Source organism: Paenibacillus sp. Y660, from assembly GCF_057221575.1.
Genome location: NZ_JBXBBJ010000005.1, coordinates 18,669 through 39,287, shown reverse-complemented (window position 1 = coordinate 39,287; position 20,619 = coordinate 18,669). Strand labels below are relative to the sequence as shown.

Below are 20,619 nucleotides of genomic sequence, written 5' to 3'. Positions count from 1 at the left end.
GCTATAAATATAAATCTAAGCTTCTCATACCAGTCGGACGTAAAATAACGACCCATCGATTTTAATGCTTGCTTCATGCAATTCCACTCCCTTCCAGAGCGGCTGGGAGCTCCTGCAGCTGACGAATTTCAAATACGGGCCAACCGCGTTCCCGCATCATATGCTTCCATGAAGTATTATGGCTAAGCATATCAACCGAGGATGAAATATGCAGCATGCAAGGCGTTATGCCTTTTCGAGACAGCCACTCCATGCTCCGAATGATATCTGCGCCTACTTCAGGTGTGATTACAACGGCGAAGCTTCCGGGCTCGAGCATGGAATCTGCGCGCTGCAGCGACGCATAAAGCGGCTGGGCTGCATCCGCATCAACGAAGGTTAAATGCTTCATAAGCAAATTCCTTTGATCCAGACCGGATTTAGGCGGGAGCAGCGTCATCGTCTCGCCCACCGAGAGCAAGCCCATCGCCGTATCATCCTTCAATCCGTTTTCGAGCAGCGAGGCCGCAGCAGACACAGCTAGTTCAAAGCGTGTCGCAAGCTCGCCTCCATAGCCTCCCGGATGGCGGTCAAGGATGACAACCGTACGCGGGAGTGATTCGCGCTCAAATGCTTTTGATTTCCACTCGCCGGTCTTCGCCGTCGCATTCCAATGCACGCGAGACAAGCGATCGCCGTACAAATATTCGCGAACACCGTTAATTTGCGTCGTTTCCTTTGCCGAGCGTGAAGCAATAGCATGTGAATAAGGGCCGCGTATGCCTCGCTGAATGACGTTCCACTGTCTGAGCGGAACCGTCTGAGGTTGTACGCTAAAAATGGTTTCGGAACCGAATCGGCCGGAGTGTTCAAACAGTCCGAACACATCGTAAGATAAGCATTGCGTATGCTTAAACCGATATTCCCCGCGGTGCAGAGGAGGCGTTTGATAGGCGACCTGTCCGCTGCGCTTCCAATTGGGAACAAAGGATGTCTCGAACGCAAGCTTTTGCCCGTTATGGCGCTGCAGTTGATCTCTAACGATGACATAGGGCAGCGGATAAAAGCCTGGAATTTTCACTTGTAGACTGACATCGAGCACGCTGCCTGCAGATAAAGAGTGATCAAGCCCTGACGCGCCTGGAGCTTGATAGGTTCTGCTGCCCATTACTTTATTGATGCCGCTCCACCTTCCAAGTACCAAATAAATGAGCATTAAATTTAATATCATAAAGAGCATCATTGCGGTTTTGCCGCCTTGAAACAAAAAATAAAAAAGACTGGTCAAATAAATAACTGCGACAAGCTGCCAACGCAGCTTCGTGGATTTGGTCGCTGTCATCAGACTAACGCTCCAGCCGAACCGGCACTTTCGTGGACTGAATCACCTGCGAGATGATGTCCTCCGCTTTCAGCCCGTTCATTCTAGCTTCCGTCCGGAGCAGCAGCCTATGCGATAGTACGTATGGCGCAAGCTCCTTTACATCGTCAGGCGTAACGAATTGACGCTGCTGGATGTAGGCGCTCGCCTTGGCTGCTCTTGCTAGCGCAAGTGCCGCACGCGGACTTGCCCCAAGCATGACGCTTCCATGCTCTCTAGTCCCTCTTATAATGCCAACCAAATATTTGCCTACAGCATCATCAATATGAACCTGCTGTACTTGATCCTGAATATGGATCATGTCATTGATGTTGATCATTGGCTCAATCCGATCGGACGGATGTATTCCTTCATTAGATATCACCATTCGCTGCTCGTCGGATTCACTCGGATAGCCGAGCGACAGCTTCATCATGAAACGGTCAAGCTGTGCCTCAGGAAGCGTATAGGTGCCTTCAAATTCAATCGGGTTTTGGGTAGCTAGCAGAACGAACGGACGCGGCAGCTCGTAAGTATCTCCGTCAACCGTTACATGCCCTTCCTCCATGGCCTCCAGCAAAGCGGATTGCGTCTTCGTTGTCGCTCGATTGATTTCATCGGCGAGCAATATATTAGCCATTACTGGACCTGGGCGGAATATGAAAGCTTCCTGCTTGGGATGGTAAATGGAAACGCCTGTAATATCAGTGGGAAGCAAGTCTGGGTTGCATTGAATCCGCCGGAATTGACCGCCGATTGATTTTGCCAGCGCTTTCACTAATTGCGTCTTTCCAGTGCCTGGTACATCTTCTAAAAGTACATGACCGCCTGCAATAACGGCGATGAGCAATCTCTGGATCTCTTCCTGTTTGCCTAGGATACAAGTTTCTAAGTTTCGTAGTATAGCAGCGCATAATTGCATGTCCGCAGGACGAATATCCATTTCATTACCTCCCAAAATAATGCCTATGTTCATACTCAATACTACTATTTTACAGTACTTTCTTTCGTGTACACAAATTTTTTCGCTCCAAAAAAAATTGGAAGATCCCACAGGATCCCCCAATTTGAAAATCATATTATTATCCTTTTGGCCTGACCACGAGCGCTGCCAGAAAGGAGAAAATGATGGCCGCCGATATGCCCGCGCTTGTTACTTTAAAGATACCGGATATTACGCCGATCCAGCCTTGATTATGCAGCTCGGTAAGCGCCCCATGAACGAGTGCATTACCGAAGCTTGTTATCGGAACAGTAGCTCCTGCTCCAGCGAACTTAACCAGTGGCTCGTATAAGTCGAAGCCGTCAACGATGGCTCCGATAACAACTAATGTGGACATCGTATGCGCCGGTGTCAGCTTAAGCACATCGAACATAAGCTGGCCGATTACGCATATTGCTCCGCCGACTAGAAACGCCCATAAAAAAATCATACCGCCTCACCCCCCTTTCGCACTTATTGCCACCGCATGTGCAATGCATGGAATGCTCTCGCCTTGCTGGAACGATAGCGGAGATAACAGCGCCCCGGTAGCAACGACCAAAATTCGTTTCAATTCGCCTTTCTTGATCCGTTTAAGCAAATGCCCGTAAGTGACGACCGCGGAACAGCCGCAGCCGCTGCCGCCAGCTTGGACCTTTTGCTTCTGAACGTCAAATATCATGAGGCCGCAATCGTCAAACACCGTATCGTCCATCGGTACGCCGTTTTGAATCAGAAGCTTCTTCGCAATCGGATGCCCAACTCCGGCTAAATCGCCCGTTACGATTAAGTCATAATCTTTAGGCTGGCGTCCCGTATCGTTAAAATGGGCTTGGATCGTGTCGACCGCTGCGGGCGCCATTGCAGCTCCCATATTAAAAGGATCAGTAATGCCCAAATCGATGACTTTGCCGATAGTCGCGCACTCCACGACCGGACCGTCACCTTTATCGGCAATGATGGCTGCGCCTGCTCCCGTGACAGTATATTGCGCCGTTGGCGGCTTTTGGGAGCCATATTCCGTCGGATAGCGGAACTGCTTCTCCGCAGTACAGTTGTGGCTGCACGTACCGGCAAGCACATGGCTGCCTCCGCCCGCGTTCACGACAAACGAAGCGAGCGCCAGCGACTCCATGGAGGTGGAGCATGCGCCGAACAAACCGATATATGGAACGCCGAGCGATCTTGCCGCAAAGCTGCTGCTAATGATCTGATTCATCAAATCGCCGCCAAAATAAAATTGAAGCTGATCGCGCTGGATGCCGGCATTCTGAATAGCGAATTCAGATGCTTGCTCAAGCAATAGCCGTTCCGCCTTCTCCCAGCTCTTCTGCTGCATATCTAGCTCGGGATGGACAAGATCAAACTCTGCTGCCAGCGGACCTTGTCCCTCGTCCGGACCAACCACAGTCGCTTCGCCAATAATAACCGGTCGCTTCTCGAACCACCATGTCTGTTTCCCGCGCAGCATATTATTGACCTCCAGTGCCAAGTATGAGATGGGCAATACCGACGAAGAAAGCCGCGACCGTGCCGAACACAAGAACGGAGCCTGCAAGCTTGAACATATTTCCGCCTACGCCAAGCACTAGTCCTTCGCTGCGGTGCTCCAGCGCCGCTGAGCACATGGAATTCGCAAACCCTGTTACAGGGACGGCGGAGCCAGCACCGGCCCATTGTGCGATTTTGTCATACACGCCAAGGCTTGTTAAAATAACGGAGATCAGAATAAGCGTTGCAACTGTAGGGTTGCTTGCCGCTACCTCGCTCATTCCCATCCCATGTACAAAAAGCTCTTGAATGCATTGTCCCACTACGCATATCGCTCCGCCAAAAACAAATGCCTTCAGGCAATTCCCGAGAATCGACCGCGGAGGCTCCATGGTCTTTGCGAAGGACTGATATTCTTTAGGCGACATCGACATTTTTTTATAATTGTTTTTACTTTTGCTTTTTACAGCCATTGCAGCATCCTCCTATTCCGCTACGGCTTCTCCATATGCGCGAACTCGAAGCTCCGTAACCGTTTTGCATTCTTCTCGTTCATTATTTGTAATAGGAGGTAGCAATATTCCAGCAAAAAAAGGATTGCCCGCAGACTAATGTCTAGTCGTGGACAATCCTTCATTTATAAGCATTTCGCAAATAATAAAAGAACGAGCAAAACGTACAATGCTAACACATATATGCTCATTAAATAACGTTGCCGCCGCTTCGTGGACACAAGGCGCTGCTCCCCTCATACCGGGCATTTATCTACAGCATATGCTTAATGCCCGGAGTTGAGCCTATCCCTTGCGATTAAGCTGGGCAATTGTTAGCCCTCGATTATCATAACGCCTTTGGCTGCCAAGCTGTAAGTCCCGCTTACCAGACTTTCAGTCAATAGCTCATTGCGAGGCTGCGCTCCGAGCTGCAGCTCGGCAGCTTCTGCATTATGGTTCAAAATAAACGTAAACGAGTTGCCGTCTTTGCTCCGGCGCGTAACTTCAACACCAGTAGGTGCAGCAAGCAACGGCTCAATTCCTTTTTCCTTGCAAAGATTCGTTAGAAGCGATTGCAGGAAATGCTGGTCAGGGCTGGAAGCGATATACCAAGCCTCGCCTTTGCCGAATTTATTGACCGTAACAGCAGGCATGCCTTTGTAGAAATCAGATCCGTATTCAGCGACTACTTCAGCTCCTTCTGCGTGAATCAGGTCGCAGAGCAGGCTGCAAGTGTAAGTTCCGCTAAGCTCGCCGTCTACTTTTGTCATCACCATCTGATTTTGCTGGCCAGGCAGCAGCGCGTCGATTTCCTCGGCCCAAATGCCAAGTACTTTGCGAAGCTTGCCAGGGTAACCGCCTGTTGTGACAAGGTCATTCTCGTTTACGATGCCGCTGAAGAAGGTCGTGATAAAGGTGCCGCCGCGCTCGACGAATGCTTCTACCTTCTCTGCAAAGCCCGGTTTAATCATGTACATAACCGGCGCTATAACGAGATCGTACTGATCAAGACTTTCTTCCACGCTGATCATATCGGTTTGAACGTTCAGCTCGAACAGGGCATCGTAATATTTATGAACCTCGTCCACATATTTAAGCGCGATGCTTGGCCCGCTCGATAATTCGACAGCCCAGCGGTTTTCCCAATCGAACACAATTGCCGCTTTCGCATCGATACGCGAATCGAGCAGCTTATCCGAAAGCTTGGTAAGCTCGCGGCCCAGCTCTGCGCATTCGCGGAATACGCGGGTATGCTCATGGCCAACATGCTCAATGACCGCGCCATGATATTTCTCGCATGCCCCAATCGAGCGGCGCAGCTGGAAGAACATAACGGTGTCGGCGCCATGGGCCACAGCCTGGTAGCTCCACAGCCGCATAACGCCTGGACGCTTCAGCGCGTTATAGGCTTGCCAGTTTTGCTGGCTTGGCGTTTGCTCCATGAGCATGAAGGGCTGTCCGCTCTTCAGGCCGCGCATCAATGCATGCGTCATCGCAGTATAGCTGACAGGCGTGTCAATGGAAGGATAGTTGTCCCAAGACACGACATCCATATGCTTCGCCCATTTGAAATAATCTAGCTCTGGATAGGTCCCCATCAGGTTCGTTGTGATCTGTATGTTAGGCGAATGCTTGCGGATCTCATCGTATTCGATTAAGTAGCAATCCAGCAGCGCATCCGATTGAAATCTGCGGTAATCCAGCGAAATGCTTTGGAAGTTCGAGCGATTTCCGCCCCACTCCTCGCTTAGCGCGTTCGGAGGAACAATCTCATCCCAATCATAGAACGTGTGGCCCCAGAAGCTCGTATACCAAGCTTTATTTAATTGCTCAATCGTACCGTATCTTTTTTGCAGCCATGCTTGGAAAGCCTCGGCGCAGTTGTCGCAATAGCAATAGCCGCCATATTCATTGGAAATATGCCATGCTACTAGCGCTGGATGATCCTTATAGCGCTCTGCTAATTTGCTTGCAATCAGCTGCGAATATTTGCGGTACGCCGGGCTGCTTGGGCAGGAATTGTGGCGGCCGCCGAATTTGCGCTTGCGGCCTTCATAATCGACACGTGTAACATCTGGGTATCTTTTGGCCATCCATGCGGGATGAGCGCCCGTACTCGTTGCCAAGCAGACCGAAATATTGTCCTGATGCAGTTTGTTTATTATGTTGTCCAACTCTTCAAAATGATACGAATCTTCATTTGGCTGGATACGCGCCCATGAGAACACATTCACCGTCGCCACATCAATATCCGCAAGCTTGAACATGCGAATATCCTCTTTCATCGTTTCCTCGTCCCACTGCTCAGGATTATAGTCGCCACCGTACCAAATTTTTGGAAGTTTATGATTGATCATGCGTTTGTCGTTCTCCCTTCGAATTTCACTTATTGACAACGTGGGAAGAGAGCCCATGTAATGAGCCCTCTTCTTCGCTGCTTATTTTAAACTTATTTGGACCAGAGCGCCACGCGATCCTGTACCATTTTTGTAAATTCAGCATTCAGTTTGGCTACGCCCGCATCCTCAAGATCCTTAAGGAAGGCATCGTAGATTTTATCAAAGTCAGCCGGTTTAGCAAGAATCGCTTCAGGAATGCGTTTTTTCATAATGTCTTGCGTTTTTTGGAAAATAACGTTTGCTTGTGAACCCGTCTCGAACGGAAGCGTCCAAGCCGCGCCGTATTTGCGCTCTGGGAATGCATCGTCAGCCGGCCACAAATCTCTGTAGGTTTTCGCATTGTATTTCGCAAGCGTCTTCTTGTCTTCCTCCGAATACGCCGTTTGAATTTGCTCAGGGAATGTCGTCGTGTAATAGTTGCCGGAAGGATCCTTCACGCCGTCGCCATAACGAGCCGACAGCAAGTAGTTGCCGATACCTGTCGTTTTCTTAAACGTATTGTTGTCATTCGACTTCTGAGCTTGAACATCGGCAGGAATAACGCGTTTGCCGTCTTCAATGTTGTAGTGCTTGCCTTCAATACCCCAGTTAACAAGCACTTGGCCTTCATCGGAAGCCAGGTAATCAAGGAATTTGATCAGACGAACAGGATCTTTAGCATCCTTTGTGATCCCTATTCCGTAGCCGGAAAGGTATCCCGTGCCTTGGAAAGAGTGATCCTGGAACGTGTCATTCAATGTAACTGGGAAACGAGCGTAAGTTGCTTTGAATTTACCTTCTGCTTTCAATGCGTTTTCCGCATCGGCGTAATCCCATTGTTGGTCGATAAGGCCCAGAACCCGTCCAGATGCCACTTTAGCTTTGTATTGGTCGTACTTTTGAACGAAGCTTTCTTTGTCAAGCAAGCCGATATCGTTCATGTGGTTCAACCAGCGGAAATATTCTCTTTCTTCCGGACGCTGATAGTGCATGATCGCTTCATGCGTTTCCTGGTTAACGTAGAACTCGCCGTCATCCGGTGCTCCTGTTGCATAGAAAGCAGGGTTCGTCACGGAAATCAGAATTTGCCATTCGCCGCCATTAAGCGACATCCCAATTGTTGGTTGGCCATCTGGTGTTTTTGGGTTTTTCTCGATATAAGCTTTGATTGCCGCTTCGTAATCTTGTACGGTTTTGATTTCCGGATAACCGGCTGCTTCAAGCACTTGATGCTGCAGCTGGAAGCCGCCGCCCGCTTCAAAGTACGTTTGTCCTACGCCGTCTTGTGGAAGCATGTAAATCGCATCGTCGTCCTCGCTCCACCGAAGGCGGTTGAAGTATTCGCCATAAACCTTTTTCAGGTTCGGCGCGTGCTCCTCAATCAAAGGACGCAGGTCGATCATTGCGCCAGCATCAACCAATTTGCCTGCGCTGCCTTTTGGCATAACAAGGTCCGGATAATCGTCGCTTGCTACCATTAGGGCGAACATATCGGAATCGGTACCGCCAACAGGAAATTCCTGTTTAATCGTAATACCTGTTTTTTCTTGAATCGCTTTACCTACGTCGGATTGCATATCATCCCAGTTCGCGTTGTTGTCTCCCGATGCTGCGCGAATGGTAATCGGTTCAGCTGCTGCGCCTTCATTCGTCGTTCCGTTGCCCGTGCCGCCTTCATTATTCGAATTGCCGCAAGCTGTTACGAATACAAATACAAGTGCCAACATCAGGCTTAGTGCCATTTGCATCTTTCTTTTCATTGCTGGAAAGCCTCCCTTTTTTCTTGTGCGTGATGTACATGTATATAACAGGAAACCTGCTATTACCAAAATTAGCTTTTTACAGCTCCAAGCGTCATCCCTTTCACGAAATACTTCTGAAGGAAAGGATAAACCATTAGGATAGGGACGGTAACAACAATCGTAATCGCCATCTTAATGGACTCAGGTGAAACCGATGCGATCGCTTGCTGCGCATTCGGGTCGCGGTAATTGCTGCCCGTTTGCGTGGACAGCAGCACCTTCATCAGCTCGTACTGCAGCGTCGTATTCTCGGGACTCCTGTTGTTGTACAGGTAAGTATCAAACCAGGAATTCCAGTGTCCGACTGCAATGAACAAAGCGATTGTTGCAAGTACAGGCTGGCAAAGCGGAAGGATGATCTTCCAAAATATCGTCCAATCGTTCGCGCCGTCGATTTTGGCCGATTCTTGAAGCGCGTATGGCAGTCCGTCAATGTAGGAGCGGACTACGAACACGTTCCAAACGCTCAAAATAGCTGGAATGATGTAAACCGAGAACGTTCCGATCAATCCAAGGTTTTTCATAAGCAGGAAGCCCGGGATCAGGCCGCCCGTGAAATACATCGTCAGAGCGAATACAACTGACATCCATCTTCTTGCCTGAAAGTCAGGACGGCTTAACGTGTAAGCCATCATGGAAGCTGACAGTACACCGATTGCAGTACCTAATAACGTACGGATAACGGAGTTTTGAAAGCCGACCAGCAAGCCGTCGAAGCCAAAAATCGTCTCGTAGTTTTTTAAAGTAAATTCCCGAGGATAGATGGTCACACCGCCTCTGACGGTGTCCACTGAATCGTTAAACGAAATCGCAAGTACGTTAAGGAATGGATATAACGTTACAATAGCAACGATTGCCATGAATACATACACGAATGTGTCGAATATTTTATCGCCGGTAGCTCTTCTAGACGTTCCTTGCATATGCCCTGCCTCCTATATGATTGATTCTTTGGTGACTCGTTTGTATATTCCGTTCGCGATAAACACGAGCAGGATGCTGACTACGGAGTTGAATATACCGATGGCCGTACCATACGAATACCGGCTCATCTGAATACCGTACTTGAGCGCATACAGATCGAGAACCTCTGAAAAATCGGATACGAGAGGATTGCCCAGCAAAAACTGTTTTTCAAAGCCAATGCTTACTAAATGACCAATCGATAGAATGAACAATACCATGAAGGTTGTCCGAATGCCCGGCAGCGTGATATGCCACATTTTACGGAAGCGGCCTGCTCCATCTACCGTTGATGCCTCGTAAAGCTCGGGATCGATACCCGCCATCGCTGCTAGGAAGATAATCGAGTTCCAGCCCATTTCCTTCCACAGATCCGATAGCGTTACGATGCCCCAGAACCATTCGCCCCTAGCCATGAACTGAATCGGCGAATCAATGATATTTAAGTACATAAGCAGTTGATTGACTGCGCCGCCGTCCGTCGAAAGCATCTTTGATACAAGTCCGGCAACGACAACCCATGAAACAAAGTGAGGCAAATAGGAAATGGTTTGAACGGAACGCTTGAAGAACTGTCCTCTCATTTCATTCAGAAGCAGAGCGAAGATGACTGGAATCGTAAAGCTAACAACCAGCCCCATCGTGCTCATCGCAAGCGTATTTCGCAAAACGATATAAAATCGCTCGTCCTGGAACAACTCTATGAAGTTGTCAAGCCCTACCCACTTCTGATCCAGTATAGCGTTTTTCGGTTTGTAATTTTGAAATGCGGTTAACCAGCCCCAGACAGGTACATAGCTGAATATGAATATCCAGATGACGAATGGCAATGACATCATATACAAGTAACGCTGCTGGATAGCTCTGAACCAGAATCGGTTCTTTTTGTTTGTGGTCCCTGTTTTAAGGCCACCTTCTGTTAGCGGTTTCATCGCTGCTCCTCCTCATGTTTTCGCGTCCTGCAAAAACGGCTTCGCAAGCTACCTTCTTGTCTCTAGTAGCTTACCCTCTCTTATCTGTACTTATCATAAACGATGGATGCCACTGCCTTGCACCCGACAAATTAGACCTAAAATCATATCAAAATACGTACTTTCAAACGCTTTCATAACCAATGGTTACAAATGAAAAGACAATAAAAAAGACGTCTATTTCTCGCCCAGCTCTATCAGCCTAGCGATATAGACGTCATTTAACCTAATTGCATTTGGATTAATAGCTTTCTATTTTCTTTATTCCGAAGCCGGCTTCCCAGATACGCTCTTGAAGGAGGAAGGAGAAACGCCCTTATACTTTTTGAATTTGCTATGGAAGTAATCGACATTCGCATAGCCGACCCGCTCCGATACCTGATGCACCTTAAGTCCCTCCTGCAGCAGCTCGATCGCATGCTGAATGCGGACTTGATCCAAATAAGTATTGAAATGCTCGCCCGTATAGTTTTTGAACATTTTACCGAGATAGCCGCTATTGTAATTGAATAGATCGGCCAGCGTCTCCAGCTTAATGTTCTCGCTATAGTGCCGTTCAATGAAATCCGTCATCTGCTTCATTACGGAAAGACTGTCCGATTTGCCGATCTTCGCTGCCAGATCCGACAATCGCTTCTGCAGCTGCTCGATCATTTCATTATAATGATGCGCGAGATATAGCGCTGTAACCATCGACAAATCCTCTTGCACGGAAACCCCCGGGCTAGAAGCGGCCGCTTTGTTCAACACAATTGTAAGCAGCTGCGCCCAGCTCGACTTAATGGATTGCTCCGATGTTTCATAGGCGCAAATTTGATCAGATGCCTCTTGGATCGCCTTGTCCACTCCATCCTTGCTCCCAATATCCAGCATGTAATAAAGCTTCTGAGCAAGGCTGTCAATCGACGGCGCCTCGCTATGGATAGGCTCCTTCGATTGCTTGTCATAATCAGATAAGGATGCCAGATGAATTTGCTGACCCTGCAGCATAAAGCGCTGCTTCAGCAAGCCGCGAACAGCTGGCGTCCACTTCTGCAGCTCCGCAGGCTCGCGAACCGAATCACTTGCGGCAGCCGCGAAGCGTACACGCGATCCGCAGCATTCCTCGATCCATTGCTTCATTTGCTCGCGCGAGCCGTTTTGCAGCAAAAAATCTTTCAGCAGCACACCCACATAGGGCTCAGCAGAAAATACCCAGCCTAGCTGCTTCTGCTCGATGATGTCCGCAAGCTTCTTCTTAAGGGTAGCATTCATCGTAAGGGAATGCTCCCTGCTGTAAAGCTCGATTAAGAGCAGCTGATAATATTTCGCAGGCGTGCCCAAGTGCGTTTTTAGCTCCTGACTGCCCGATGTGCCAGGATCGAGCTTGCCCGCGGCAAGCTGCTGAAGCATCTCCTCGCGCAGGAGCACCGTCGATTGCTCCACATTCTGCTGCTGCTCGGTTTGCTTCTTGAGCTGGGTGCTGATGCGCTCAACGTAGCTCTCAAGCTCAACCTCATCGATCGGCTTCAGTATATAACCGTCTACATGATGCGCGATCGCTTGCTTCGCATAATCGAACTCGGCATAGCCGCTCAAAATTAAAAAATGGCAAACCGTATCCGTCTTCCTTATTTGCTCTATCGCCTGCAGCCCGTCCATGCCAGGCATACGAATGTCGATTAAAATCAAATCGGGATGAAGCATCGCATGCTTCTCCACGGCTTCTCGTCCGTTTGATCCTACTCCAACGACGGTGTAGCCGTACTTATTCCAATCCACTAAAGTCTGCAGCCCTTCTCGAATCATCGGCTCATCGTCGACTATAAGTACCTTATGCAAAAGGATGACCCCCTATCGGAATTTCAAAAGCAATGCGAGTACCCGATCCCAGCTCACTCATTATCGTTAAGCCGCAGCTGTCGCCGTAGATCATAACGAGCCGCTGATGAACGTTGCGCAGCCCGATCCGGTACTCCTCCTCTTCCTCCATATCATGCAGCGCTACATTAATTTGATTGATTTTGTCCTCGCTGATGCCTACGCCATTGTCAGCAACCTCTACGCGAAGCAATCGATCGCTAACCAGCGTCGTTAACGAAACGAAGCCGCCCTCCGCCACATTTTCCAGCCCATGCACGACAGCATTCTCGATGAGCGGCTGAATGATAAGCGGCGGTATTTCTATCTCTTGTCCGGATTCATCGATATCGAGGCGAAAGGTTAACCGATCGTTCCCGTATCTGAACTTTTGGATTTCCAAATAACAGCGGACCATTTCGAGCTCGTCCTTCAGGGCAATTTTGCGCGTTCCGACCTCTAAATTTCGACGTATCATTTTACCAAGCATACGGACGATCGACGATATTTCGGTCTCGCCCTTGATATGAGCCTTCATCCGAATCGATTCCAGCGCATTGAACAGAAAATGAGGATTGATTTGGCTTGCCATCATTTTTAGCTTAATTTCTTTCTGTCTCAGCTGCAGCTGCGCTTGCTGTTTGTGCGATTCCGCTACCTCGTCCATCAAGCCGCGTATGCTGACGACCATATTGTTGAATTGCTTGGATAATATGCCGATCTCGTCGCTGCCTGTCACATGGGATATGACATTCAAATCGCCCATTGCAACCTTGTTCAAATCTTTATTCAGCACAAGCATCCGCTTCGCTAAAATCGCCGAGAAAATATAGATCAATACGAACGCGATAAGGAGACTTAGCATAATGATGCCGAATCCAAGCAAGCTAATGCGATTGGCTCCGCTTACGATGCTTTCAATCGTAAATACAGAGACGATTTTGAGCCCGTTGCGGCTTGAATCGGGAAGCAGGTCCTCGATTACGATTTTGGAAGGCTTGCCGTCATATTTAAGCTCGTAGGTGCCCTCCGCTTTATTCGTCAGTTTGCTGGCAAAGTCCAATTCAGCTATGTTTTTGCCGACCCAATCGGGGTTCTTGGCCGCGATCATATAACCGCTATCATCGATAATCATCGTATCGAACGGCTCCTGGCTGATCATCGCGTTCAGCTCGTCCTGGTTGACACCTATAACGAGCACACCGCTTGTCCGGTAGGTAGGAAACGAAATTTTTCTAATTAAACTCAAATAGTTACGGTTGTTCTTCGTTTCGTCGGGTATATACCCCCAATGAATGCCGTCTTCCTCTATCGCGGTCTTATACCAGGGCTCCTGCGCAATGGAATCAGTCAGCTTAAGAAACTCCCAGTTATCCAATATCGTCATATTCGTCGTGTAGAAACGAATGTTGTAAATTTCAGTGTACAGATGAACATAGTCGCGAAAATCACGATAATCCCAAAATGCCTTTACAACCTCGAAGGTGGAATTGTATTGCGTATTGACGACATTAGTCAATCGGTTGTCGACGAGCAGCTTATCTGAAATCTCAATCGGCATCCGTATAATATCGAGCGTCTGCTTCTTGATTCGCTCTACGTTATTCGTAATTTGCTGCGTCGCTTGGTCAAGCACATTTTGCCGGAAAGCAACGGTCAAAAATATGCCTACGATAAGCACCGGAACAAAAACGACGAGGATGAAAGAAAAAATAAGCTTGTTTTTGATGCGTACATTGTTCATTCTGTTTGCAATCGAACGGATGCCTTTCTTCATAAAGGCTGCTCCTCCCTTCAATAGGTAAGCGTTTACTTTTTTGCGCGAAGTTTTGAAGCATCCTATATTATAAAGCGGAGAGGGACGCATTCATACATGACTTATTCGTCATTTTATCATATGGAAATTAGACATTGCTCTTCATGGCTTGCAAATGCGATGAGATAGCGATCTTCTGGTATCTGATATTAAAGTAACTTTAGTTGGTCAAAATAGGACATCATAACCGCACAAAAAAACCGCTCTGATTAGAGCGGTATGCGGTACGATGAATGCTGCTCCACGACATGCTCACCTTTGTTATACAGCCATTGAAACTTAAATCTATCGCCTGTATAACCCGTCTTGCTTCGAATATCCGTAAGGATCACCGTTTCAAAATGGTCCAAAATGATCTGCTGCATCGAGGAAAGCCGCTCCTCATTCGCCTCAAGCTGCTGCTCGGCCTCTTCATCCGATTGGGCAGTCTGCGCGAAGTATGCAAAAGCAGCATCTCTGTCGCTGATCGCAGCAGGCAATGGATGCCCGGAGCCTCGAAATACTTCCTTCACCGTATCGATCCAATCCTTGTACAAGTCTATTTCAATCTCGTTCTTCACTATAACTAGCTCCTCTGCCTATGTTCAATGCTCCTATAAACAATAAAGCCGTATTTGGCAAAATGCAACCTCAGCCGCACAAGAAAGCGGAGCTGTCTAAGGCCAGACTTGCAGCCTTGAGCAGCTCCGCTCGAGTTTTTTCATTGGACGTTGTTATTATTGTATGTGAAAATAGCTCAGCTTCACGCTTCCCTTCAAGCCGATAACCAAGTCGCCATCCGGCTTAATGCTTGGCAGCTCAATCCGAACGGTTTGCCATTCCTGTTCGCCGTTCGCAGCAACGTTGCAAGCACCGATAACGGTACCCGCTTGGCTGCCTATCAGAATAGTAAGCTCGCCGCCCTGCTCACCGCCGCTAACGCGTGCTTCAAACGCAGAAGAACCCCTCGACCAATCGATATCCTTGAACTTGATCCAGCCTCCGGATTGCGACAGCCTAATAGCCGTGCCGCCCTCCTTGCTCTCGTCCAAGTAAACATGCGCATAATCATCATAGTTCTCCGCGCGGGTTTGCTGCGACAGGTTGCGCGGCGGAATCGTTTCGCCTTCAATTGTGATTGTTCCGGACACCTTGACGTCAACGGATGAGCCTCCAGCCGCAAATGTGTATTCCGCAGCTTCAAGGCAGAACCGATCACGCGTCACATCCCAAATCGCCAGCTCTTCCGCTGGCACGATCAATTGCACAGCCTTGGTCTCTCCCGGCTGCAACGCTATGCGCGTAAAGCCGACCAGCTTCTTAAGCGGACGCTCCACCCTTGAGCCTTCCGTACGAACATATAACTGTACGACCTCATCGGCTGCAACACCAGATTCATTCGTCACTTGCAGATGAACGGTTATGCTGCCGTCAATGCTTGTTGCGTTGTTCGTTATTTCAAGCTGGCTATATCGGAATGTACCGTAGCTGAGCCCATAGCCGAATGGGTACAATGGCTCGCCGTCGAAATACAAATACGTTCTTTTGCCTTTTAAAATGTCATAGTCCATCAGATCCGTCAGCTGCTCTTCTGATTTGTACCAGGTCATGTTCAGCCGTCCCGCCGGCGAGTAGTCGCCAAACAGCATGTCAGCGATGGCGTTGCCAATCTCTTGTCCGGCATGCGACAGATAAACGATCGCCGGTATTTTCTCGTTAACCGCGTTCAGCGCAAACGGGTAGCTGCCGATGACAACAACAACCGTGTTCGGGTTGGCCGCAAATACAGCGCTAATCAATTCATTTTGCGATGCTGCCAGATCTAGGCTCGGGCGATCGATCTCTTCCTTGCCGTTAATAAGCGGATTGTTGCCGACGAATACGATCGCGGTTTCCGCTGCCTTCGCTGCCGCTACCGCTTCCGCGATGCCATCCGTAATCACATCCTTCATGAACAGCTCGTTCGCTCCGATCTCTGCCCCTTCTGTAACTTGCAGCGAATCGGCTCCGCTATTCGGCGCCGTTACCAGCTTGCCGTTCCATGTCCTAATCGCAAATTGATTATTCGATTGCTCGTCGAGCTTGAACACTTCCTTCACATACCAGCCGAACGCTTCGCTTGCTGATGCAGCGATGTTTACATCGTCAGCGCTTGTAAGCAGCTTGCCGGAATTTTTGCTCTCGAGCGTATAGCTGCCCCAGCCCCAATCGGTTACTTCAAACGTCTCGCCGGACGCGGCATTATCCGATTCACCAGCCTGCAGACGGTTTTCATTGTCCGCGAAAGCCTGCAAACCCTTGCCGTTTGCAGCCGATTTCAATACGACGCGGTCGTTGCCGCTGCTGTACGAAACGGACTTGCCAGCCAGCTTGCTCTTAATGCCTTCAAGCGGCGTAACCTTGTATGGAAGCGAACCGGAATACCAGTCGCGGTATACGACATCGGCTAGCGGCCCGATAACAGCAACACTGCTTAGCTTCTCTTTATTAAGGGGAAGGGCGTTGTTTTCGTTTTTCAACAATACGATAGATTCACGCGCTGCTTGCAGCGACAATTGACCATGCTCAGGCGCGCAAAGCTTCGATTCCGGTACGTTGGCGTAAGGATTTTGGTCTGCTGGATCAAACTCGCCCAAGCGGAAGCGCACGCGGAACGTATTGATGAGCGCTTTATCCAAATGCTGCTCCGATAGCAAGCCTTCTGCCAATGCCTCGCGGATCGCGGCACAGGATTTCTCTTTATCGTCCGTAATGCTGTCAATTCCAGCTTTGATTGCATGCGCCACAGCATCCTTATAGGAGTCGTAATAGTGATGATCGTTGACGATTCCGAGCAGGTCGCCTGCATCGCTTACGATGAAGCCGTTCATGCCCCACTCCTCTTTTACTACTTTGTTTACATCCGCATGCAAAATAGTCGGCGTGCCGTTAACCGAGTTGTACGAGGTCATCATGGAATGCGCGCCGCCCTTCACGAAGGCTGGCTTAAACGCCGCTTGATAATATTCCTTCATATTGCGAGGGTCAATGCTAGCCGAGCAGCTGCCGCGATTAATTTCATTGTTATTGCCGATAAAATGCTTCAACGTTGCTACCGCTTTGAAATAAAGCGGATGATCGCCTTGAATGCCCTGCACAAGCGAAGCCGTCAGCTCGCCTGTCAGCTTCGGATCTTCGCCGTAAGCTTCCTCCGTCCTGCCCCAGCGCGGATCACGCTCCATGTCGACAGTTGGCGCCCAAAGCGTCAAGCCGTTAATGGCTGGATTGCGCTGAAAGTACACGCGCGCCTCGTCGCCAATAACAGAGCCAACTTCCTTGAGCAGCACGGGATTCCACGTACAGCCAAGTCCGATCGGCTGCGGGAATGTCGTCGCTTCGCCAAGCCATGCCATGCCATGCGCCGCTTCTGTTCCGTGCTTGTACGGCTTTACGCCTAATCTCTCGATTTCAGGCTGGTATTGAACCATCGAATCGATTTTCTCATCGAGCGTAAATCGTGATACAAGGTCGGTTACCCGCTCTTCAAGCGGAAGCGCGATATTTTCAAACGGAAAACGTGTGTGGGTCGTCATTATGGTTACTTCCCTTCATTGGTTATCGTAGTGATGCTGTACCATTCGTTCTTGCTCGTTGGGAACGGTACGGAAGCGTCAATGGCTGTGCCGTCAGAAGCATGAACCGTGAGCGCTTCCTTGGAACGCAGGCTGCATGGCAAGCCATGTGTGGAAAGTATGCGGCCGTTGATTAGCTTGCCGTCCATCCATTCAATATCGACGACGAAGCCGCCGCGAGCCTTAATTCCTTTTATATAACCGCTTGGCCAAGCAGCCGGTAAAGCGGGCAGAAGCTCTATTCCATTCAAATGGCTTTGCAGCAGCAGCTCGGCAATACCTGCCGCTCCGCCAAAGTTGCCGTCGATTTGAAACGGCGGATGATCGTCAAACAAATTCGGATGCGTCGAGCGTGCGAGCAGCGTATGAATGAATCGGTAGGAGGACTCTGGTTCTTTAAGCCGCGCATACAGATTGATAAGCCATGCGCAGCTCCAGCCTGTGTGGCCTCCCCCGTTCTTAATGCGGCTCTCAAGCGACAACCGTCCAGCTTCTACAAGCTCCGGCGTTTCTTCTTGATTGATCGTTGTACCTGGATATAAGCCGTATAAATGCGAGACATGGCGATGACCCGGTTCATGCTCCTTGAAGTGCTCATGCCATTCCTGCAATAAGCCGTCAGGTGCAATTTGCAGCGGCGGAAGCTTGCTTCTCGCACCGGCGAGCCGCTCCGCAAATGCTTCATCATCCTGCAGCAGGCCTGCAGCCGTAATGCAATGCTCAAACAATTCGCCGATTAGCGTAATGTCCATGGCAGACGATTCCGCTGCACTGCTCGCTTCGCCTTCAGCGGTAAGAAATTTATTTTCCGGCGAGGTAGACGGCGAGGTCATAAGCAGTCCCTCTTCGTTCTCCTGCAGCCAGTCCAAGCAAAAGAGCGCTGCGCCTTTCATAAGGGGATAGGCTTTCTCCCTCAGAAAATGCTCGTTCGGATTATACAAATAATGCTCCCACAAATGCTGCGTCAGCCATACGCCGCCAAGCGGCCAGAATGCCCAGCTTGGATGTCCGGCAGTCGGCGTCGACGTCCGCCATAAGTCTACATTGTGATGCGCAACCCAGCCCGCGCTATTGTAATGAATCGCGGCTGTTCTTGCGCCGGACTCGCTTAGCTCCTCTATGAGCTGAAACAGCGGCTCATGGCACTCGCTCAAATTACCTGACTCGGCGGGCCAATAATTCATCTGCGTATTGATATTTGTCGTATAATCGCTGTTCCACGGCGGCTGCACCCGATCATTCCAAATGCCCTGCAGGTTAGCCGGCTGCGTACCTGGTCGAGAGCTCGCCATAAGCAGGTAGCGGCCATATTGGAAATACAACGCTTCCAGCTGCGGGTCCTGCTCACCACTTTTATAAGCTTCGAGACGCTCTTCCGTCGGCAGCTGAGCATTAGGCGTATGTCCTAATTGGATATCTACGCGCTGGAACAAACGGCGATGATCTTCAACATGGCGCTCTCGCAGCTCTTCATAGCTATGTGCAAGAGCCGCTTCCAGCACGAGATTGTTTTGCATGCTTACCATTGCCTCACTCATTGCCGGCTGACGATCAAAACCTTCAAAGCTCGTTGCCGCGCTTAACAGAAATGTAGCCGTACGAGCACCGCGAATTTGCAGCTTCTTATCGTCGCTTGCCGAGACCTCGCCTCCGTCTATCTTCACGAGAAGCTTAGTCTGGAACGTAATGCCGCGATTCTGCTCATATTGAACAGCCTTTGGATGGTCGCCCATATAATTGTCCGCGACATGGCTCGGACAGCGTCCGTACAGCACGATTGAATCGTTACCCTGCGATGAAAGCTCAAACTGCACTGAAGCTTGCAGCGATGCCGTAAGCTCAAGAAGCTCGTCCCCATCCGCTTCGTAACGCGCGCAAAGCACTTGATCGACTGCGCTTATAAACGTCTCTCGCATATATGCGGTCTGCCCGATCTGGAACTGAGTCGAAGCAATCCCCGCATCAATATCAAGCTTGCGAATATAGTGTTCCGGTTGATCATGCTTTTGAGCAAAATGCTGCTCTACGTACCAATCCGCCATCGGCTGATACGATTCGGTATTCGTTCCGAGCATTTTCGCCTCGATGAGCTGCTCTGCCTGGACGAACTGCTTCTCTGCAATCAATTCCCGAGCACGCTTCAAATAACGCAGCGCCTCGTAATTATTTGTATCGCGGGGAAAGCCAGACCATAGCGTATCTTCATTTAATTGCATACGTTCCACATTCACGCCGCCAAAGACCATGCCGCCTATACGGCCATTGCCGATCGGCAGCGCTTCTTCCCAGCTTGAAGCCGGCTGCTTATACCAAAGGTTCAGCGGATGCATTTGCTCTGCTTGATTTGCCATATGTTTGGTCTCCTGTTTTAAAAAAACGGTTATTATTCATCATAACGGAATAGTCAGCTTGTACAGTACCCATCAGATTTCATGCAAAATCATATGAAAATTAGCGCTTGTTTGCGGTAACGGTTAAATTTCAAATTTATTCGGGAGGCTGCCTGTATATCGGCGTTCTGATTAGTTCCTCTGTAAGCACCTATGTGTGCTTACAGAATCGGTGTATGAGTTACCTCGAAATGATGCTGTAAGCACGCATATGCGCTTACAGCGAAAGAGTGGCATGAGTTTGTGGCCTGTAAGCACCTATGTGTGCTTATCGAGCAATTTCGGCGCTCGAGTAGCCTCGAAAAGGGGCTGTAAGCACGCATATGCGCTTACAGCGAATGAGTAGCGTGTGTTTTTGCACTATAAGCACCAATGTGTGCTTACAGAGTCTAATCGTCGTGTGAGTAGCCTCAAAACGGTGCTGTAAGCACGCATATGCGCTTACAGCGAATGAGCAGCCCGAGTTTGTGGTCTGTAAGCACCTATATGTGCTTAAATCAGACAAATTATCCTCTAAGCAGCAACAATATGCGCTAAACTAAAAAAATGGTTGAGCAGCCTCTA

At 49.4% G+C, this 20,619-nt stretch carries 14 protein-coding genes; all 14 read right to left on the bottom strand.

What is annotated here, in order from left to right; genetic code table 11:
• Window positions 1-73: 73 nt before the first annotated feature.
• The 14 genes from AC2TDN_RS08270 to AC2TDN_RS08205 all read right to left on the bottom strand — a co-directional run bounded on the left by AC2TDN_RS08270 (window position 74) and on the right by AC2TDN_RS08205 (window position 20,016).
• Window positions 74-1,321 (bottom strand): DUF58 domain-containing protein, encoded by a 1,248-nt coding sequence (locus AC2TDN_RS08270; protein ID WP_484687610.1) that lies wholly within the window; start codon window positions 1,319-1,321, stop codon window positions 74-76.
• 4 nt (window positions 1,322-1,325) lie between these two features.
• The gene (locus AC2TDN_RS08265; protein WP_484687609.1) at window positions 1,326-2,282 is read right to left on the bottom strand and encodes an AAA family ATPase; all 957 of its coding nucleotides are present in this window, start codon (window positions 2,280-2,282) and stop codon (window positions 1,326-1,328) included.
• 139 nt (window positions 2,283-2,421) lie between these two features.
• Window positions 2,422-2,772, bottom strand: coding sequence for a stage V sporulation protein AE (gene spoVAE / locus AC2TDN_RS08260; protein ID WP_482066662.1), 351 nt, complete (start codon window positions 2,770-2,772; stop codon window positions 2,422-2,424).
• Window positions 2,773-2,778: 6 nt separating this feature from the next.
• On the bottom strand, window positions 2,779-3,792 hold the full coding sequence (gene spoVAD / locus AC2TDN_RS08255; RefSeq protein WP_482066661.1) for a stage V sporulation protein AD: 1,014 nt from the start codon (window positions 3,790-3,792) through the stop codon (window positions 2,779-2,781).
• Between the two features lies 1 nt (window position 3,793).
• Window positions 3,794-4,285, bottom strand: a complete 492-nt coding sequence (gene spoVAC, locus AC2TDN_RS08250; RefSeq protein ID WP_482066660.1) for a stage V sporulation protein AC — start codon at window positions 4,283-4,285, stop codon at window positions 3,794-3,796.
• A gap of 353 nt (window positions 4,286-4,638) precedes the next feature.
• Entirely contained in the window at window positions 4,639-6,663 is a 2,025-nt protein-coding gene (locus AC2TDN_RS08245) for a beta-galactosidase (RefSeq protein WP_482066659.1), read from the bottom strand.
• 92 nt (window positions 6,664-6,755) lie between these two features.
• On the bottom strand, window positions 6,756-8,444 hold the full coding sequence (locus AC2TDN_RS08240) for an ABC transporter substrate-binding protein (RefSeq protein ID WP_484687608.1): 1,689 nt from the start codon (window positions 8,442-8,444) through the stop codon (window positions 6,756-6,758).
• 71 nt (window positions 8,445-8,515) lie between these two features.
• Window positions 8,516-9,409, bottom strand: coding sequence for a carbohydrate ABC transporter permease (locus tag AC2TDN_RS08235; protein ID WP_482066657.1), 894 nt, complete (start codon window positions 9,407-9,409; stop codon window positions 8,516-8,518).
• A gap of 12 nt (window positions 9,410-9,421) precedes the next feature.
• Window positions 9,422-10,381, bottom strand: coding sequence for an ABC transporter permease (locus AC2TDN_RS08230; RefSeq protein ID WP_484687607.1), 960 nt, complete (start codon window positions 10,379-10,381; stop codon window positions 9,422-9,424).
• Window positions 10,382-10,681: 300 nt separating this feature from the next.
• Complete coding sequence (locus AC2TDN_RS08225; RefSeq protein WP_484687606.1) at window positions 10,682-12,241, bottom strand: response regulator transcription factor; 1,560 nt, start codon at window positions 12,239-12,241, stop codon at window positions 10,682-10,684.
• Window positions 12,234-14,036 (bottom strand): sensor histidine kinase, encoded by a 1,803-nt coding sequence (locus AC2TDN_RS08220; protein ID WP_484687605.1) that lies wholly within the window; start codon window positions 14,034-14,036, stop codon window positions 12,234-12,236. The genes AC2TDN_RS08225 and AC2TDN_RS08220 overlap by 8 nt, the downstream gene beginning before the upstream one ends.
• Before the next feature lie 248 nt (window positions 14,037-14,284).
• A complete protein-coding gene (locus AC2TDN_RS08215; RefSeq protein ID WP_484687604.1) occupies window positions 14,285-14,635 on the bottom strand; it encodes a hypothetical protein in 351 nt (116 codons plus the stop codon).
• Window positions 14,636-14,791: 156 nt separating this feature from the next.
• Window positions 14,792-17,626 carry a glycoside hydrolase family 3 C-terminal domain-containing protein gene (locus AC2TDN_RS08210; protein WP_484687603.1) on the bottom strand — a complete coding sequence of 945 codons (2,835 nt, stop codon included), beginning with the start codon at window positions 17,624-17,626 and terminating at the stop codon, window positions 14,792-14,794.
• A 5-nt stretch (window positions 17,627-17,631) separates the two neighbouring features.
• Entirely contained in the window at window positions 17,632-20,016 is a 2,385-nt protein-coding gene (locus AC2TDN_RS08205) for a glycoside hydrolase family 95 protein (protein WP_484687602.1), read from the bottom strand.
• Window positions 20,017-20,619: the final 603 nt, after the last annotated feature.

What these genes read in the sequence shown, in the direction of transcription:
- AC2TDN_RS08235 (WP_482066657.1), bottom strand. Translation starts at nt 9,409, where the DNA reads ATGCAAGGAACGTCTAGAAGAGCTACCGGCGATAAAATATTCGACACA.
- spoVAC (WP_482066660.1), bottom strand. Translation starts at nt 4,285, where the DNA reads ATGGCTGTAAAAAGCAAAAGTAAAAACAATTATAAAAAAATGTCGATG.
- AC2TDN_RS08270 (WP_484687610.1), bottom strand. Translation starts at nt 1,321, where the DNA reads ATGACAGCGACCAAATCCACGAAGCTGCGTTGGCAGCTTGTCGCAGTT.
- AC2TDN_RS08220 (WP_484687605.1), bottom strand. Translation starts at nt 14,036, where the DNA reads ATGAAGAAAGGCATCCGTTCGATTGCAAACAGAATGAACAATGTACGC.
- AC2TDN_RS08245 (WP_482066659.1), bottom strand. Translation starts at nt 6,663, where the DNA reads ATGATCAATCATAAACTTCCAAAAATTTGGTACGGTGGCGACTATAAT.
- AC2TDN_RS08230 (WP_484687607.1), bottom strand. Translation starts at nt 10,381, where the DNA reads ATGAAACCGCTAACAGAAGGTGGCCTTAAAACAGGGACCACAAACAAA.
- AC2TDN_RS08205 (WP_484687602.1), bottom strand. Translation starts at nt 20,016, where the DNA reads ATGGCAAATCAAGCAGAGCAAATGCATCCGCTGAACCTTTGGTATAAG.
- AC2TDN_RS08210 (WP_484687603.1), bottom strand. Translation starts at nt 17,626, where the DNA reads ATGACGACCCACACACGTTTTCCGTTTGAAAATATCGCGCTTCCGCTT.
- AC2TDN_RS08240 (WP_484687608.1), bottom strand. Translation starts at nt 8,444, where the DNA reads ATGAAAAGAAAGATGCAAATGGCACTAAGCCTGATGTTGGCACTTGTA.
- spoVAD (WP_482066661.1), bottom strand. Translation starts at nt 3,792, where the DNA reads ATGCTGCGCGGGAAACAGACATGGTGGTTCGAGAAGCGACCGGTTATT.
- AC2TDN_RS08265 (WP_484687609.1), bottom strand. Translation starts at nt 2,282, where the DNA reads ATGGATATTCGTCCTGCGGACATGCAATTATGCGCTGCTATACTACGA.
- spoVAE (WP_482066662.1), bottom strand. Translation starts at nt 2,772, where the DNA reads ATGATTTTTTTATGGGCGTTTCTAGTCGGCGGAGCAATATGCGTAATC.